Genomic DNA, 17,061 nt, shown 5'->3' with positions numbered 1-17,061 from the left:
GCTTCCACCAGGCGGGCAGTTCCTTGAATCGGGGGGCTGACGCAAGAATGACAGAAAGGGAACGCGCATGAATTTTCGTCCGCTTCATGATCGGGTGCTCGTGCGCCGTGTAGAGGCCGAAGAGAAGACGGCCGGCGGCATCATCATCCCCGACACCGCGAAGGAAAAGCCGCAGGAAGGCGAAGTCGTCGCCGCCGGCGCCGGCGCCAAGTCGGAAGACGGAAAGGTGACCCCGCTCGACGTCAAGGCCGGCGACCGCATCCTGTTCGGCAAGTGGTCGGGCACCGAGGTCCGCGTCAACGGCGAAGACCTGCTCATCATGAAGGAATCCGACATCCTCGGGATCGTCGGCTGACCTTTGCGTCCCGGCGCAAGCCGGGACCCAGCTTCATAGACACACTGGACCCCGGCTTCTGCCGGGGAACATTTGAAAGGAAAGACAAACATGGCAGCGAAAGACGTACGCTTCGGCCGTGAGGCCCGCGAGCGCATCCTGCGCGGCGTCGACATCCTCGCCGACGCAGTCAAGGTGACCCTCGGCCCCAAGGGCCGCAACGTGGTCATCGACAAGTCGTTCGGCGCTCCCCGCATCACCAAGGACGGCGTCACCGTCGCCAAGGAGATCGAGCTCAAGGACAAGTTCGAGAATATGGGCGCGCAGATGCTGCGCGAGGTAGCGTCGAAGACCAACGACCTGGCCGGCGACGGCACCACCACCGCCACCGTGCTCGCCCAGGCGATCGTCCGCGAGGGCATGAAGTCGGTTTCGGCCGGCATGAACCCGATGGACCTGAAGCGCGGCATCGACATCGCCGTCACCAAGGTCGTCGAGGACCTCAAGGCCCGCTCCAAGCCGGTTTCCGGCTCGAACGAGATCGCCCAGGTCGGCATCATCTCGGCCAACGGCGACACCGTCGTCGGCGAGAAGATCGCCGAGGCGATGGACAAGGTCGGCAAGGAAGGCGTGATCACCGTCGAGGAGGCCAAGGGTCTCGAGTTTGAGCTCGACGTCGTCGAGGGCATGCAGTTCGACCGCGGCTACCTTTCGCCCTACTTCATCACCAACCCGGAGAAGATGACGGTCGAGCTCGCCGATCCGTACATCCTGATCCACGAGAAGAAGCTTTCGAACCTGCAGGCGATGCTTCCGATCCTGGAAGCGGTCGTCCAGTCGGGCCGTCCGTTGCTGATCATCGCCGAGGACATCGAGGGCGAGGCTCTCGCCACCCTCGTCGTCAACAAACTCCGCGGCGGCCTCAAGGTCGCAGCCGTGAAGGCGCCGGGCTTCGGCGATCGCCGCAAGGCGATGCTCGAGGACATCGCCATCCTGACCGGCGGTGAGATGATCTCCGAGGATCTTGGCATCAAGCTCGAGACCGTGACGATCGGCATGCTCGGCCAGGCCAAGCGCGTCAGCATCGACAAGGACAACACGACGATCGTCGACGGTGCCGGCCAGGCCGACCAGATCAAGGGTCGCGTGGAAGCCATCCGCCAGCAGATCGAGAACACGACCAGCGACTATGACCGCGAGAAGCTCCAGGAGCGCCTCGCCAAGCTCGCCGGCGGCGTCGCCGTGATCAAGGTCGGCGGTTCGTCCGAGGTCGAGGTCAAGGAGCGCAAGGATCGCGTCGACGACGCTCTCCACGCCACCCGCGCGGCGGTCGAGGAAGGCATCGTTCCCGGCGGCGGCACCGCTCTCCTCTATGCCACCAAGGCGCTTCACGGCCTCACCGGCGTGAACGACGACCAGACCCGCGGCATCGACATCGTCCGTCGGGCGCTGCAGGCTCCGGTGCGCCAGATTGCCGAGAATGCCGGCCATGACGGCGCCGTCATCTCGGGCAAGCTGATCGAAGGCGACGACGAGACCATGGGCTTCAACGCCCAGACCGAGGTCTACGAGAACCTGGTCCAGTCCGGCGTGATCGATCCGACCAAGGTCGTTCGCACCGCGCTGCAGGATGCGGCTTCGGTCGCGGGCCTCCTGATCACCACCGAAGCGGCGGTGTCGGAGCTCCCCGAGGACAAGCCGGCCGGCGGCGGCATGCCCGGCGGCATGGGTGGCATGGGCGGCATGGACTTCTAAGTCCGGCAGCCATCGCCAAAGAGAAAGGGCCGGGGAGGCGACTCCCCGGCCCTTCTTCTTTTGGCTGCCGCGGCGATGCCGTCGGCCGAATCTTATTGCTGCGCGTCGATCGCTTCTTCCTCGGTGGCCGGAACCTCCCCGGTCGCGGGGACTTCCTCCGCCGGCATCTCGCCGTTGCCCAGGCCGTCATCGGCCGCGATCAGGCTGTCGGGCGAGGCGTCCAGCATCTCCGCCGCCTCGTTCAACGCTGCATTCTCGTCGGCGCTCAGCGCATTGTCGTCGCCGCCGCCGCATGCGGCCAGCAGCGCCAGCGCCGCCATTCCTGCCAAAGCTCTCATTCATCCCTCCCGGCTACAGTGAAGCGCGCGAGACTAAACGGACGGCGGACAAAAGAAAGGGGCCCGGCGCTTGCGCGCCAGGCCCCAAACTTTTCCGCGAAGGAACGCTTACTGAGCGTTGGCTTCGACGGCCTCGCCAGCGTTGGCAACGGCGTCGGTCGCGTTCTCGACGGCCGCACCGGCGTTGTCGAGAGCGGCGTCGGCGGCGTTGATCGAGTCAGCAGCGGCAGCGTTGACGTCGACGACGGCTTCGTTGGCGGTCGCGTCGAGCTCGGTCACGGCGGTGTTGGTCTCGTTGGCGGCTTCGGTGTCAGCACCGCCGCAAGCGGTGAGGCCGAGGGTCGCAACAGCAGCGAGGGTCAGAGCAATTTTCTTCACGGGCTTTTCCTCCCAATTGGGGTAACTAATATACGCTGGGCGAGGTACTGGGAGGCTGCCCCCCCTGCTGTCCAGCAGCGCATCGATTTAGAGAAGGTTGGGGGGTATGTCTACTCTTTCAGTAGTCAAAGGTCTCCGCTCGGCGCAGCGATTTCCGGAGCCTGCGGCTGCTCTTCTTCCAGCGGTGCCGAATCGGGGTCTATCTCCGGTTCGTCCGGCTGCGGTTTGACCGCGTCGTCCCCGAGCGCCTTCTCTAGCATTTCCTCCTCGCTCTCGGTCGCCTGCGCCTTGGACGGATCCTCGTCGTTGATCTGCGCCTCGCGGCGCTGGAAGTAGGCCGAGCGCGCTACGGCATAAGAATCGGCGCTCGTCTCCAGCAGCGAATCGGTGCCGTCCTCCATCGCCCGCGAGCGCGCATCCACGACCCGCGTTCCTGTGACGACGTAGCCCTGGGTGGTGCTGAGCTCGCTGCCCATCACGATCCGGGCCGGATCGCCGACCCACTCCACGGCCGTGCCGACGGCGTCGCGCACCGTGGAAGGCCCGAAGATGGGGAGAACGAGGTACGGGCTCTTGCGGGCGCCGCCAACGGCCAGGGTCTGGCCGAAATCTTCGCGCGTCTGCGGCAGGCCGAGATCGGTGGCATGGTCGGCGAGGCCGCCGACGCCGATCGTCGAATTGACGAGGAAGCGGCCGAGCGAATTGAACGCGCGCTTCGGCTTCCCCTGCAGCAGGTTGTTGATGAACGAGAAGGGCTCGCCGAGGTTCGAGAGGACCCGGCTGATGCCGCGCCGCGCCGGGACCGGCGTCACCGTGCGGTAGATCGTCGCCGCCGGCTTCACCGCAACCTTGTCGACCGCCTGGTTGAAGCTCCAGACGCCGCGGTTGAACCCTTCATAGGGATCGCGCGGATCGAGTGAGGCACGATCCCCAGTGGTGGCGCAGGCAGCGAGGGGCAGGGCAAGGATCAGAGCCAATATCAGTCGCATAAAGGCACCTTCGTTTCTTGCCCCCCACGCGGAATGGCGTGCCACAGGCGGTCAGGGCCGACAAGGCACAACTGCCTTGACCCTCATATAAAGATATCTTTATATCCTTAAATCATGGCAGCCACCGTAGACATCTTCCGTTCCCTCGCCGATCCCACGCGGCTCCGGATCGTAAATCTGTTGCGCGCGATGGAGCTATCCGTGGGCGAGCTGGCGCAGGTGCTCGGGCAGAGCCAGCCGCGAGTCTCGCGCCATGTGAAAATCCTGATCGACGCGGGCCTTGCCGAGCGGCGCAAGGAAGGAAGCTGGGTGTTCCTCAGCGTCGGCGCGCCCGAGCGGGTCGATCCCCTGTTCGATCTGCTCGATTCCTGGTCCCGTTCCGACGGCGAGGATCCGTGGCTCATCGCGGATCTGGCCCGACTCAATGCAGTCCGCGCCGACCGCGCCGCCGCGGCCGAGCAATTCTTCGCGCAGCACGCCTCGGAGTGGGATGAGCTGCGCTCGCTCCATGTCGCCGAGAGCGAGGTCGAAGCCGCCGTCGCCCGCGCGTTGAGCGGCACGCCGGTCGGCCGGCTCGTCGATATCGGCACCGGCACCGGCCGCATGATGGCGTTGTTCGGCCGCGAAGCCGTCAGCGTCCTCGGCATCGATCGGTCGCCGGAGATGCTGCGCCTGGCCCGGGTCAAGCTCGCCGAAGCCGGCCTTGGCCCCGCCGAGCTTCGCCAGGGCGACATGTACGCGCTGCAGCTTCCTTCCGCCTCCGCCGACACCGTCATCATCCATCAGGTGCTGCATTATGCGCAGCAGCCGGCGGCGGTGATCGCCGAGGCGGCGCGCCTCCTCGTTCCCGGCGGTCGGCTGCTGATCGTCGACTTCGCGCCGCACGACGTCGAGGAACTGCGCGTCCGCGACGCCCATGCCCGGCTTGGTTTTGCCGACGAGGTTATCATCAAGTGGATGGACCAGGCGGGACTGAAGGGCCGCGTCGTCGATCATCTCGAGGGCGGCGAGCTCACCGTCACCCTCTGGGAAGGCGTCCGTACCGAATCCAGACTGAAAGTTGTCGCATGAGCCCCATCGCCCCCGCAATCGACCGCACCGGTACGCCGCTCTTCGCGGACGTCGCCGGAGACATCGACGTCAGCTTCGAATTCTTCCCACCCAAGACCGAGAAGATGGAGCAGACCCTCTGGGAATCGATCAAGACGCTGGAGCCGCTCGCGCCACGCTTCGTGTCGGTGACCTATGGCGCCGGCGGATCGACCCGCGAGCGGACCCATGCCACCGTCGAGCGCATCACCCGCGAGACCAGCCTCGATGCCGCCGCTCACCTGACCTGCGTCGAGGCGAGCCGTGAGGAGATCGACGCCGTCGCCCGCGCTTACTGGGAAGCGGGCGTCCGTCACATCGTGGCGCTGCGCGGCGATCCGCCCGAGCAAGGCAAGGCATTCGCGGCGCATCCCGGCGGCTATGCCAACGCGGCAGAGCTGGTGAAGGGCCTCAAGGACGTGGCCCCGTTCGAGATCTCGGTCGCAGCCTACCCGGAATGCCATCCCGATTCGCGCAACCGGGCGGCCGATCTCGACAATCTCTGGCGCAAGTTCGACGCCGGCGCCGACCGCGCGATCACGCAATTCTTCTTCTCGCCCGAATGCTTCCTCCGCTTCCGCGATCAGGCCGCGGCGATGGGCATCGACGCCGAGATCGTGCCCGGCATCCTGCCCGTCTCCAACGTCGCCCAGACCCGCAAGTTCGCGGCTTTGTGCGGCGCGACGATCCCGTGCTGGATGGAACGCCTGTTCGAGGGGCTCGACGACCTGCCCGCCGCGCGCCAGTTGGTGGCGGCGACCGTCGCCGCCGAATTGTGCGGCCAGCTTTATGCGGGCGGCGTCCGCCACTTCCACTTCTACACGCTCAACCGCGCCGAGCTTGCTTACGCGATCTGCCACCTGCTCGGCCTCCGGCCCAGCCTCCAAGCACAGGAACAAGCGGCATGAACGCCCGCCAGAAACTGACCCGCGCCGCCGCCGAGCGCATCCTCATCACCGACGGCGCCTTCGGCACCGAGATCCAGAACCACAAGCTCAGCGAGGCCGATTATCGCGGCACGCTCGATCTCGGCCGCGACCAGAAGGGCAATAACGACATTCTCGCGCTGACGCGGCCGGACATCGTGGATTCGATCACGCGCGCCTATCTCGCCGCCGGCTCGGACATCGTGTCGACCAACACGTTCAGCGCGAACGCGATCAGCCAGGCCGATTACGGCGCCGAGCACCTCGTCGGCGATATCAACCGCGCGTCCGCCCGCATTGCTCGCAAGGCCGCCGACGACGCGGAGGCCGCGGACGGGCGCCCGCGCTTCGTGGCGGGCGCGATCGGGCCGACCAACAAGACGCTTTCGCTCTCGCCCAACGTCAACGACCCGGGCTATCGCGAGATCGATTTCGACGGCCTGAAAGAGGTCTATCGCGAGCAATGCGACGCCCTGATCGAAGGCGGGGTCGACTTCATCCTGATCGAGACGATCTTCGACACGCTGAACGCCAAGGCCGGGATCATGGCGGCGGCCGAAGCGGCCGAACGCACCGGCCGCGACGTGCCGCTGATGATCTCGATGACGATCACCGACCTTTCTGGCCGCAACCTCTCCGGCCACACGGTGGAGGCCTTCTGGTACGCCGTGCGCCACGCGCGGCCGCTGACCATCGGCCTCAATTGCTCGTTCGGCGCGCAACAGCTGCGGCCGCACGTGCAGGCACTCGCCGCGGCGGCCGACACCCTGATCATGATCTATCCCAATGCCGGCCTGCCCAACGAGCTCGGCGCCTATGACGAACGGCCCGACCAGACCGCGGCCTTCGTGCGCGAATGGGCCGACGAGGGACTGGTCAACATTCTCGGCGGCTGCTGCGGATCGACACCGGCCCACATCGCCGCCATCGCCGGCGCGGTCGGCGACCTCTCACCACGCAGCGTTCCTGCCCCGCCCCGGGTCACCCGTCTGGCCGGCCTCGAGCCCATGACGATTGCCGCTTAAGCCATGAGTCATTTGATATGAATGCCACCGCACTGGCGACCGCTCCGGCCGCCGACGCCACCCTCCGCTCGAATTTCGTCAATATCGGCGAACGCACCAACGTCACCGGCTCGGCTCGCTTCAAAAAGCTGGTCATGGCCGGCGACTATGCCGCCGCGGTCGAGGTGGCGCGCCAGCAGGTCGAGAATGGCGCCCAGATCATCGACGTCAATATGGACGAAGGCCTGCTCGATTCCGAGCTGGCGATGACCACCTTCCTGAAGCTGATCGCCGCCGAGCCCGACATTGCGCGCGTGCCGGTGATGATCGACAGCTCGAAGTGGACGGTGATCGAGGCCGGCCTGAAATGCGTTTCGGGCAAGCCGATCGTCAATTCGATCAGCATGAAGGAAGGCGAGGAGGAGTTCCTCCGCTACGCCCGCAAGCTGCGCCATTACGGCGCCGCCGTGGTGATCATGGCGTTCGACGAAGTCGGCCAGGCCGACACCAAGGCGCGCAAGGTCGAGATTTGCGAGCGCGCCTACAAATTGCTGGTCGCAGACGGCTTCCCGCCAGAAGACATCATTTTCGACCCGAACGTGTTCGCCATCGCCACCGGCATCGACGAGCATCGCCGCTACGCGCTCGACTTCATAGAGGCCTGTCAAGAGATCAAGGCGCGCTGCCCGCACGTCCACATTTCGGGCGGACTCTCGAACCTCAGCTTCTCGTTCCGTGGCAACGAGCCGGTGCGCCGGGCGATGCACTCGATCTTCCTCTACCACGCCATCCCCGCCGGCCTCGACATGGCGATCGTCAACGCCGGCCAGCTCGACGTCTACGACACGATCGATCCGGAGCTGCGCGAAGCCTGCGAGGACGTGATCCTCGACCGTCGCGAGGATGCCACCGAGCGTCTCGTCACCCTCGCCGAGAAGTATCTCGGATCCGATCCGGTGCGCGAGAAGGCCGAGGCCGAATGGCGCGGCTGGGAGGTCGGCAAGCGGCTCGAGCACGCCCTCGTCAAGGGCATCGACACGTTCGTCGTCGAGGATACCGAGGAAGCGAGGCTGGTCGCCGACCGCCCGATCCACGTCATCGAAGGCCCGCTGATGGACGGCATGAACGTCGTCGGCGATCTCTTCGGCGCCGGCAAGATGTTCCTGCCGCAGGTGGTGAAATCCGCGCGCGTGATGAAGAAGGCCGTCGCCCACCTCATTCCGTTCATCGAGGCGGAGAAAGAGAAGAGCGGCGCCACCCAGGGCAAGGGCAGGATCGTGATGGCGACCGTGAAGGGCGACGTTCACGACATCGGCAAGAACATCGTCGGCGTCGTCCTGCAGTGCAACGGCTTCGAGGTGATCGATCTCGGCGTGATGGTGCCGTGGCAGGACATCCTGAAGGCCGCCGAAGACAATAAGGCGGATATGATCGGCCTCTCCGGCCTGATCACGCCGTCGCTCGACGAGATGGTCACCGTCGCCTCGGAGATGCAGCGCCAGAATCTCGCCTTGCCGCTGCTGATCGGCGGCGCGACGACGTCGAAGGTCCACACCGCGCTCAGGATCGACCCAGCCTATGAAGGCCCGGTGATCCACGTGCTCGACGCCAGCCGCGCGGTCGGCGTCGCCTCCTCGCTCGTATCGGACACCCAGCGCGACCCGTTCGTCGAGCGCACGCGCGACGATTACGAGCAGGTCCGCAAGACCCGCGCCGGCCGCGGTCAGAACGAGCTTTCGAGCCTCGAAGAAGCGCGCGCCAACGGCTTCGCTTACGATCCGGAGGGCAAGGCGCCGCCGCCGCTGCGGCCGGGCATCCAGCATTTCGGCGAATGGCCGATCCGGGACCTGCGCGCGTCGATCGACTGGACGCCGTTCTTCCGCGCCTGGGAGCTCGCCGGAAACTACCCGGCGATCCTCGAGGACCCGATCGTCGGCGAGAGCGCGACCGCTCTGTTCAAGGATGCGCAGGCGATGCTCGACCGCATCATCGCCGAGCATTGGCTGACGCCGCGCGGCACGGTTGGCCTGTGGCGCTGCAAGCGCGAGGACGACGATATCCTGGTCCTTGCCGGCAACGACTGGACCCGCCTCCCCATGCTCCGCCAGCAGGTGAAGAAGCGCGAAGGCCGCGCGAATATGTCGCTGGCCGACTTCATTGATCCGGCGGGCGAGGACTGGATCGGTGGCTTCGCGGTCGCCATCCACGGGCTGGAGCCGCATCTCGAGCGCTTCAAGGCCGAGAATGACGATTATTCGGACATCCTGCTGAAGGCGCTCGCCGATCGCCTCGCCGAGGCGTTCGCCGAGGTCCTCCATGCCCACGTCCGCAACAGCGTCTGGGGTTATGCCGAAGAGCATCTGACCAATCAGGAGCTGATCCGCGAAAGCTATACCGGTATCCGCCCCGCGCCCGGCTATCCCGCCTGCCCGGACCACAGCCTGAAGCCGCTCCTGTTCGACATGCTCGGCGGCGAGCCGGCCGGCGTGACACTGACCGAGAGCTTCGCGATGTGGCCGACCTCGGCCGTCTCCGGCCTCTATTTCGGCCATCGCGACAGCCAGTATTTCGGGGTCGCCCGGATCGGCCAGGACCAGCTCGAGGACTATGCGGGCCGGCGCGGCGTTTCGATGGAGGAAGCGACGCGCTGGCTGAGGCCGAACCTCGATTAAGCGAAGCTTTAGCCCTGCCGCGTAAGCCACTCGTTCCGAACTCCGAACGAGAGGTGCCTGTGAAGAGACTGGTCCTGCCCTGGATGGCGTTGCTAGCCGCGCCGGCCTCCGCACAAACCGCCGACGCGCCCTTCGTCTGGAAGGAGAAGGCGCTTGGCTATCAGAGCCTCCAGCAGGCCGTCGACGCGATCGGCGACGGCACGGGCACGATCGTCGTCGCGCCGGGCAGCTATCGCCAATGCGCGGTTCAGGAGGCGGGCCGCATCGCCTACGTCGCCGCGCAACCGGGCACCGCAACGCTGGAAGGCCGCGCCTGCGATGGCAAGGCGGCTCTTGTCCTCGGCGGAACCGCGGCCCGCGTCGAGGGACTGGTCTTCGCCAATATTCGCGTGTCCGACCGCAACGGCGCCGGCATCCGCCTGGAAAAAGGCGACCTCACTGTCTCCGAGAGCCTGTTCCGCGACAGCGAGAACGGCATCCTTTCGGCCGACGATCCGGCCGGTGCGATTCGCATCGAGCGCTCGACCTTCTCGGGGCTGGGCGGCTGCGTCGAGGATTATGGCTGCTCGCACGGCATCTATGTCGGCGGCTATGGCAGCCTGTCGGTCCGCCGCTCCCGCTTCGAGCGCGGCACCGGCGGCCATTATGTGAAGAGCCGGGCGCCGCGGATCGAGATTACCGATTCGAGCTTCGACGACACCGGCGGCCGCGCCACCAACTACATGATTGACCTTTCCAACGGCGCCACCGGGCTGATCGCACGCAACGTCTTCGTCCAGGGTCGCGAGAAGGAGAATTACAGCGCCTTCGTCATGGTCGCCCCCGAGGGCGCCGAGAACGATTCCACTGGGCTTGCATTGGTGGACAACGAAGCGTCGCTCGCCCCCGGCGTGAGCCGCTCGACCGCTTTCGTCGCCGACGAGAGCGGCGCCGCGATCCGGATCGAGAACAACCGACTGGGTACGGGGATCACCCGCTTCGAGAAACGCTGATAAGTCCGCAAACCAATGCTATAGTTGCCCGGATATGAATCGTTCCGGAGCCTTGATGCGCGCCTTCCTGTTCGCTTTGTCCCTGTTCTGGATCGGCCTCACCGCCCCCGCCGTGGCGCAGTTGCCGGGGCAGAAGGCGGTCGCGGTCGAGCTCCTCGCCGAGACGAACGCGCCGGCCGCGGGCGAGACGCTGACGCTGGCGCTGCGGATGACTCCGCAGCCGGGCTGGCACGGTTACTGGAAGAATCCGGGCGACGCTGGCGTCGAAAGCCGAATCGACTGGACGCTGCCCGCCGGCGTCGCGCCCGGGCCGATCCAATATCCTGTGCCGCAGACTCTGATCATCGCGGGCCTGATGAACTACGTCTACGAAGGCCCCTACGTGCAGCTCGTCGAACTGAAGCTGCCGGCGGGCCTCGCGACCGGCACGAAGCTGCCGCTGCGCGGCAAATATGACTTCCTCGCCTGCACCGACGAGATCTGCGTGCCCCAGTCGGCCGAGCTGGCATTGGACCTCACCGTCGGCGCGCCCGGCGCCCCGCGTGCCCGGCAGGCCGATTTCGATCGCTACCGCCAGGCCCTCCCGAAACCGCTCGGCAGCGAGGCGAAGTTCGAGACCGCCAACGGCCGCTTCCGCCTTGCCGTGCCGCTGCCTGCCGACATGGCGGTCGCCGACCCCTATTTCTTCCCGATCACCGACGGCGCGCTCGCTTATGCCGCGCCGCAGGCGGTGAGCCGCAACGGCGACATGCTGATCGTCGAGACCGACGCCGCCGGACAGACTGTGCCGCTGGTCGAAGGCGTGCTGAAAATCGGGCCGAACCAGGGCCTGACGCTGACCGCAAGATCGGGTGCCGTCCCGGCCGCCGGGGCGGCGCTGGCGACGGGCGAAGCCGCGTCGGGCGGCAGCACGACGATCCTGGCGGCGCTGGGCGGCGCGCTGATCGGCGGGCTCCTGCTCAACATCATGCCCTGCGTGTTTCCGATCCTCAGCCTCAAGGCGCTGAGCCTGGCCAAAGCCGGCGGCGACGAGCGTGCGGCGCGACGCGAAGCGCTCGCCTACACCGCCGGCGTGGTGCTGGTATGCCTGGCGCTGGGCGGACTGCTCCTCGCGCTCCGCGCGGGCGGCGCAACCGCCGGCTGGGCGTTCCAGCTCCAGGATCCGCGCGTGATCCTGCTCCTGCTGCTTCTCGTCACCGCCATCTCGCTCAACCTCGCCGGCTTGTTCGAGCTTCCGCAGATAGCGGGCGGCGAGCGGCTCGCACGCAGCGGCGGCGCGAGCGGCGCCTTCTGGACCGGCGCGCTGGCTGCGTTCGTCGCCACCCCCTGCACCGGTCCGTTCATGGGCGCGGCACTGGCTGCGGCCCTGGTGCTTCCGACCGCGGCGGCGCTCGCCGTATTCGCCGGATTGGGCCTCGGCCTCGCCTTGCCCTTCCTCTTGCTCGGCTTCGTCCCGGCCCTTCGCCGCATGCTGCCGAAGCCCGGTGCGTGGATGGCGCGCCTGCGCCGCATCCTCTCCGTACCGATGTTCCTGACGGCGCTCGGCCTCGCCTGGATCCTCGGCCGCCAGTCGGGGGTAGACGGGATGGCGATCGGCCTGGCCGGCGCTTTGGCGCTGGCGCTCGGCCTGTGGTGGGTCGGGCGGCGCCAGGAAAACGGGCTGGGATGGCTCCCGCTCGCACCGGCGGCGCTGGCAGCCATGGCCGCGATCCTCCTCGTCCCGACCGCCTCCGCCCCGGCCGAAGCCAAGGCCAAGGACATGCTCGGCGCCGAACCGTTCAGCGAAGCGCGGCTTGCCACCTTGCAATCCGAAGGCCGCCCCGTCTTCGTCTATTTCACCGCCGACTGGTGCGTCACCTGCAAGGTCAACGAGAAGACCGCGCTGGAACGGAGCGACGTCGCCGACGCCTTCGCCGCGCGGAAAGTGGCCGTGCTGGTCGGCGATTGGACGCGCGGCGATGCCGCGATCGGCCGCTTCCTGGAGGCGCACGGCCGCTCGGGCGTGCCGCTCTACCTCTATTACGCGCCGGGCCGGCCGGCCCGGGTGCTGCCGCAAGTGCTCACCACCGGAATGTTGACCGCCCTGCCCAGCTGAAGGAGACTAAGATGAAGCCCATCGTCTTTGCCATTGCCGCCGTCGCCCTGGCCGTTCCCGCAGCCGCCACACAGGTCGGCCAGCCGGCACCCAACTTCAAGCTGAACGACGCCGACGGCCGCACCGTCAGCCTCGCCGACTACAAGGGCAAGACGGTCGTGCTCGAGTGGCACAATCCCGGATGTCCCTATGTCCGCAAGCATTATGACAGCGGCAACATGCAGAAGACCCAGGCCGCGGCGCGCAACGACGGCGCCGTGTGGCTGACGATCAATTCGGGCGCGCCCGGCAAGCAGGGCCATATGAGCGGCGCCGAGGCCAAGGCGCTCGTTGCCAAGGAAAAGGCCCGCTCGACCGCCTATCTGCTCGACCCCAAGGGCGTGGTCGGCAAGGGCTACCAGGCCAAGACCACCCCGCACATGTACATCGTCGATAAGGCCGGCACGCTCGTCTATGCCGGCGGCATCGACGACAAGCCGACGTCGGACAAGGCCGACATCGCCGGCGCACGCAACCATGTGCTCGCCGCGCTGGCCGAAGTCCAGGCGGGCAAGCCGGTCTCGGTCGCGACCAGCCGGCCCTATGGCTGCACGGTCAAATATCCGGAGAGCTGATTACTTCCGCTTCCACGCCTGGCGGCCGCCGATCCAGGTCTCGAGCACCTGGGTCGCGCGCACCTCCGCCGGGGTGGCCGCGAAGATATCGCGGTCGATGAACAGGAAGTCGGCATATTTGCCGCGCTCCAGCGTGCCCAGCCGGTCCTCGGCGAAGGCGGCATAGGCCCCGCCGCGGGTGAAGCCGGCGAAGGCCTGCGCCATCGACACCTTCTGCTCCGGCATCCAGCCGCCCGGCGGCTGGCCCTGGGCGTCCTCGCGGCTGACCGCGACGGCGAGGCCGTGGAACGGATTGGGCGATTCCACCGGGAAATCGGAGCCGAAGGCGAGCGGAACGCCGTTTCGGATCATGCTCTGCCAGGCATAAGCGCCGCCGAGCCGCTCGCGACCCATCCGCGCCTCGGCCATGCGCCAGTCCGATGATTCGTGGACCGGCTGCATCGAGGCGATGATGCCGTTCCTGGCGAAGCGCGGCAGGTCCGCGGGGTCGACGATCTGGGCGTGCTCGACGCGCCAGCGACGGTCGCCCTTATAGGTGTCGGAGAGTTCCTCTACGGCCTCCAACAGCTGGGCATTGGCGGCGTCGCCGATCGCGTGGACGGCAACCTGGAAGCCGTCCATCGCGGCACGGCTCATCAGATTCTTGAGCGCAGCGTCGTTGAGGAAGGCGAGGCCGCGCTCCTTGGGGGAATCCTTGTAGGGCTGCTTCAGCCAGGCGCCGCGCGATCCCAATGCGCCGTCGCTGTAGAGCTTGACCCCGACCATGCGCAGCCGGCCGTCATAGAGCCACGGCGTCGGCTCCGTGCCGGCAACGGCGAGCAGATTCTCGACGCCCGCCGCGTAAGAGAGCACGCGCAGCTGCAGCCGGCCCTTGTCGCCCGAGCGGCGCATCACTTCCCAATCCTCGCCGCTCGTGCCCATGTCGGCGGCCGTCGTGATCCCGTGCGAGAGCAGGATTTCCTGCGCCCTGTCGAGCGCGCGTTCGCGGATGCGCGGCAGCGGCGCGGGCACCGATTTCTGGACGAGTTCGGCGGCGGCGTCGATGAAGATGCCGGAGGGCTGGCTGCCCGTCATCTCGATCTTGCCGCCCGGCGGCGACTTGGAGGCGGCGGTCACGCCCGCTTCGCGCATGGCGAGGCTGTTGGCCCATCCGGCATGACCGTCGACACGATCGAGCCAGACCGGCCGGTCCGCCACCACCGCGTCGATGTCGGCGGCGGTCGGGAAGCGGCCGAGGCCCCATTTCTCCTGGTTCCAGCCGCGGCCGATGATCCAGCGCGGGCTCGGGTTGGCGCGCGCGAAGGCGGCGATCTTGGCCTGCGCCTCCTGCAGGGAATTGGTGTCCGACAGGTCGAGCTGGAGCGCGCCCATGCCGAGGCCCATGACGTGGCCGTGGGCGTCGATCAGCCCCGGGATCATGGTCCGGCCCTTGCCGTCGAGCTTGTAGTCGGGCCGCTCGGGGCGCTTGTCCTTGCGGGCGAGCAGCTGCTTGACGCGGCCGTCCGTGCCGATGACGAGGCCGTTGAAGCGGGTAACCTCGTCCTTGCCGGAGATGGTGTAGCCGTTGACGTTGTCGATCAGAGTGTCGGCCGACGCCGTCTGAACGCAGAACAGGGCCGCCGCGGCGGCCAGTAATTTCTTCATCGGGTAAGCCTTCTGATCAGGGAGGACGTGTCCTGGCGATTGCCGCCCATTGCCTGGACGTCGGCATAGAATTGATCGACGAGCGCGGTCAGCGGCAGCGTGGCGCCATTGGCGCGCGCCTCCTCGAGCGTCAGCCCGAGATCCTTGCGCATCCAATCGACCGCGAAGCCGAAATCGAATTCGCCGGCATCCATCGTCTTCCAGCGGTTGACCATCTGCCAGCTCTGCGCCGCGCCGCCGGAAACGGCCTCGAGCACCTTGTCGCGGTCGAGCCCGGCCTGCTGCGCGAAATGCACGGCCTCGGCCACGCCCTGGACGATGCCGGCGATCGCGATCTGGTTGACCATCTTCGTGAGCTGGCCGGCGCCGTCAGGGCCGACGTGGACGATGCGCGCGGCATAGGCATCCATCAGCGGCCGCGCGAGGTTCACCGCTTCCTCGGTGCCGCCGCACATGATGGCGAGTTGGCCGTTCTCGGCGCCGGCCTGTCCGCCCGAGACCGGGGCATCGACGCAGTGCAGCCCGTGCTTGCGCCCTTCCTCGGCGACACGGCGCGCGATCCGCGCCGAAACCGTGGTGTGATCGATGAACAGCGCGCCTTCGGCCATGTTGCGGAAGGCGCCATTGGGCCCCATCGTGATCTCGGCGACGTCGTCGTCATTGCCGACGCACGAAATGACGGCGAAGGCGTTGCCCGCCGCGGCCGCCGGGGTGGCTGCGAACTCGCCGCCATGCTGCGCCGTCCAGGCGCGCGCCTTTTCGGGGCTGCGATTATAGACGCTGATGCTATGCCCCGCCGCCACGAGGTGGCGGGCCATCGGGGCGCCCATCACGCCCAGCCCGATAAATGCGATCCGTGCCATGGTCCCTGGGCATAAGGCGAGTTTGCCTGCCACGCCAGATGGCCTATTCGGGGGCCATGGCTTCCCGCGCAGAAAAATTCACCCTCCCCGTCACTCTCGACGATGTCCGCGCCGCCGCACGGCGGATCGAGGGCGCCGTTCTGCGCACTCCGACCCACCTCAGCCGGACGCTGTCCAAGCTCACCGGCTCGACCGTCTATGTGAAGTTCGAGAACCTTCAGTTCACCGCGGCCTATAAGGAGCGCGGCGCGCTCAACAAATTGCTGTTGATGGATGAGGCGACGCGCAGCCGCGGCGTGATCGCCGCCTCGGCCGGCAATCATGCCCAGGGCGTCGCCTATCACGGCGCCAGGCTCGGTATCCCGGTCACGATCGTCATGCCCAAGCCGACCCCGACCATCAAGGTGATGCAGACCGAGAGCCATGCCGCGACCGTGGTGCTGCACGGGGAACTGTTCGACGAGGCCTATGCCCATGCGCTGCAGCTGGCAGAGGAGCGGAGCCTGACCTTCGTCCATCCGTTCGACGATGCCGAGATCATCGCCGGCCAGGGCACGGTCGCGCTCGAACTGCTCGAGGACGTGCCCGAGCTCGACGCATTGCTGATCCCGATCGGCGGCGGCGGGCTGATTTCCGGAATGGGCGTCGTGGCAAAGGCGTTGCGGCCCGCGATCGAGCTGATCGGCGCCCAGGCCGAGCTCTTCCCGTCCATGTATGCCGAGATCAATGGGCGAGACATGCCCGGCTCCGGCGACACGATCGCCGAGGGCATCGCCGTCAAAACGCCGGGGACGCTGACGACGCGGTTCGTGGAGCAACTCGTCGACGAGATCCTGCTCGTGCCGGAACGCGACATCGAAACCGCGGTGAGCCTGATGCTGCAGATCGAGAAGACGGTCGTCGAAGGGGCCGGCGCGACCGGACTGGCGGCGTTGCTGACCCATCCCGAGCGCCTGAAGGGCAAATCGGTGGGGCTGGTGCTGACGGGCGGTAATATCGACACGCGGCTGCTCGCCACCGTGCTGCTGCGCGACCTCGCGCGATCGGGCCGGATGGCACGGCTGCGCATTCAGCTCCAGGACCGGCCGGGCGCTTTGGCCTCGGTCGTGCAATTGTTCGACAAGCACCAGATCAATATCGTCGAAGTCTATCACCAGCGCATTTTCACGGCTTTGCCGGTGAAGGGCCTCTATACCGACATCGAATGCGAAGCGCGCGACGCCGATCATCTGAAGCGTCTGGTCGATGATCTGGTCGCCCATGGATTCAACGTCCACCCGGTAGAGATTCACTGAATCTCCGTCTTCGGTTGGGACGGCGCGGGCATTAACGCTGTTTTCGCCGAGTCCCGCTCTTTTCTTCCCGCCG

The 17,061-nt window shown here is 67.0% G+C and carries 15 protein-coding genes; 10 read left to right on the top strand and 5 right to left on the bottom strand.

Annotated elements, in window-relative coordinates; genetic code table 11:
• Positions 1–67 precede the first annotated feature (67 nt).
• Positions 68–355 carry a co-chaperone GroES gene (gene groES, locus SH591_RS10210; RefSeq protein ID WP_322831403.1) on the top strand — a complete coding sequence of 96 codons (288 nt, stop codon included), beginning with the start codon at positions 68–70 and terminating at the stop codon, positions 353–355.
• A 90-nt stretch (positions 356–445) separates the two neighbouring features.
• On the top strand, positions 446–2,089 hold the full coding sequence (gene groL / locus SH591_RS10205) for a chaperonin GroEL (RefSeq protein ID WP_322831402.1): 1,644 nt from the start codon (positions 446–448) through the stop codon (positions 2,087–2,089).
• 92 nt (positions 2,090–2,181) lie between these two features.
• Here groL and SH591_RS10200 read toward each other — a convergent pair whose 3' ends face one another.
• The 3 genes from SH591_RS10200 to SH591_RS10190 all read right to left on the bottom strand — a co-directional run bounded on the left by SH591_RS10200 (position 2,182) and on the right by SH591_RS10190 (position 3,794).
• Entirely contained in the window at positions 2,182–2,427 is a 246-nt protein-coding gene (locus tag SH591_RS10200; protein ID WP_324749033.1) for a hypothetical protein, read from the bottom strand.
• A 108-nt stretch (positions 2,428–2,535) separates the two neighbouring features.
• Complete coding sequence (locus SH591_RS10195; protein ID WP_322831400.1) at positions 2,536–2,805, bottom strand: hypothetical protein; 270 nt, start codon at positions 2,803–2,805, stop codon at positions 2,536–2,538.
• Positions 2,806–2,930: 125 nt separating this feature from the next.
• Positions 2,931–3,794: an MlaA family lipoprotein gene (locus SH591_RS10190; RefSeq protein ID WP_324749032.1), complete on the bottom strand. Its 864-nt coding sequence runs from the start codon at positions 3,792–3,794 to the stop codon at positions 2,931–2,933.
• A gap of 114 nt (positions 3,795–3,908) precedes the next feature.
• Between SH591_RS10190 and SH591_RS10185 the strand changes: the two genes are divergently transcribed.
• The 7 genes from SH591_RS10185 to SH591_RS10155 are packed head-to-tail and all read left to right on the top strand — an operon-like array spanning position 3,909 to position 13,186.
• Entirely contained in the window at positions 3,909–4,865 is a 957-nt protein-coding gene (locus tag SH591_RS10185; protein ID WP_324749031.1) for an ArsR/SmtB family transcription factor, read from the top strand.
• The gene (gene metF, locus SH591_RS10180) at positions 4,862–5,791 is read left to right on the top strand and encodes a methylenetetrahydrofolate reductase (protein ID WP_324749030.1); all 930 of its coding nucleotides are present in this window, start codon (positions 4,862–4,864) and stop codon (positions 5,789–5,791) included. The genes SH591_RS10185 and metF overlap by 4 nt, the downstream gene beginning before the upstream one ends.
• A complete protein-coding gene (locus SH591_RS10175; RefSeq protein ID WP_324749029.1) occupies positions 5,788–6,834 on the top strand; it encodes a homocysteine S-methyltransferase family protein in 1,047 nt (348 codons plus the stop codon). The genes metF and SH591_RS10175 overlap by 4 nt, the downstream gene beginning before the upstream one ends.
• A gap of 17 nt (positions 6,835–6,851) precedes the next feature.
• Entirely contained in the window at positions 6,852–9,485 is a 2,634-nt protein-coding gene (gene metH, locus SH591_RS10170) for a methionine synthase (protein ID WP_324749028.1), read from the top strand.
• Between the two features lie 59 nt (positions 9,486–9,544).
• Entirely contained in the window at positions 9,545–10,477 is a 933-nt protein-coding gene (locus SH591_RS10165) for a right-handed parallel beta-helix repeat-containing protein (protein ID WP_324749027.1), read from the top strand.
• Between the two features lie 55 nt (positions 10,478–10,532).
• Positions 10,533–12,572 carry a protein-disulfide reductase DsbD family protein gene (locus SH591_RS10160; RefSeq protein WP_416385237.1) on the top strand — a complete coding sequence of 680 codons (2,040 nt, stop codon included), beginning with the start codon at positions 10,533–10,535 and terminating at the stop codon, positions 12,570–12,572.
• An 11-nt stretch (positions 12,573–12,583) separates the two neighbouring features.
• Positions 12,584–13,186, top strand: a complete 603-nt coding sequence (locus tag SH591_RS10155) for a thioredoxin family protein (protein WP_324749023.1) — start codon at positions 12,584–12,586, stop codon at positions 13,184–13,186.
• On the opposite strand, the gene SH591_RS10150 is transcribed toward SH591_RS10155, so the two are convergent.
• Together SH591_RS10150 and SH591_RS10145 are read right to left on the bottom strand one after the other, a co-directional pair.
• Positions 13,187–14,830 (bottom strand): amidohydrolase, encoded by a 1,644-nt coding sequence (locus tag SH591_RS10150; RefSeq protein WP_324749022.1) that lies wholly within the window; start codon positions 14,828–14,830, stop codon positions 13,187–13,189.
• Positions 14,827–15,693 carry an NAD(P)-dependent oxidoreductase gene (locus SH591_RS10145; RefSeq protein ID WP_324749021.1) on the bottom strand — a complete coding sequence of 289 codons (867 nt, stop codon included), beginning with the start codon at positions 15,691–15,693 and terminating at the stop codon, positions 14,827–14,829. Before SH591_RS10145 ends, SH591_RS10150 begins: the two co-directional genes overlap by 4 nt.
• Positions 15,694–15,749: 56 nt before the next feature.
• Between SH591_RS10145 and SH591_RS10140 the strand changes: the two genes are divergently transcribed.
• The gene (locus SH591_RS10140; RefSeq protein ID WP_324749020.1) at positions 15,750–16,988 is read left to right on the top strand and encodes a threonine ammonia-lyase; all 1,239 of its coding nucleotides are present in this window, start codon (positions 15,750–15,752) and stop codon (positions 16,986–16,988) included.
• Positions 16,989–17,061 lie beyond the last annotated feature (73 nt).

This window comes from Sphingomonas sp. LY54, assembly GCF_035594035.1.
Lineage (GTDB): Bacteria > Pseudomonadota > Alphaproteobacteria > Sphingomonadales > Sphingomonadaceae > Allosphingosinicella.
Note: the sequence above shows the minus strand (reverse complement) of the source record. Positions and strands in the feature narration are given on the sequence as shown.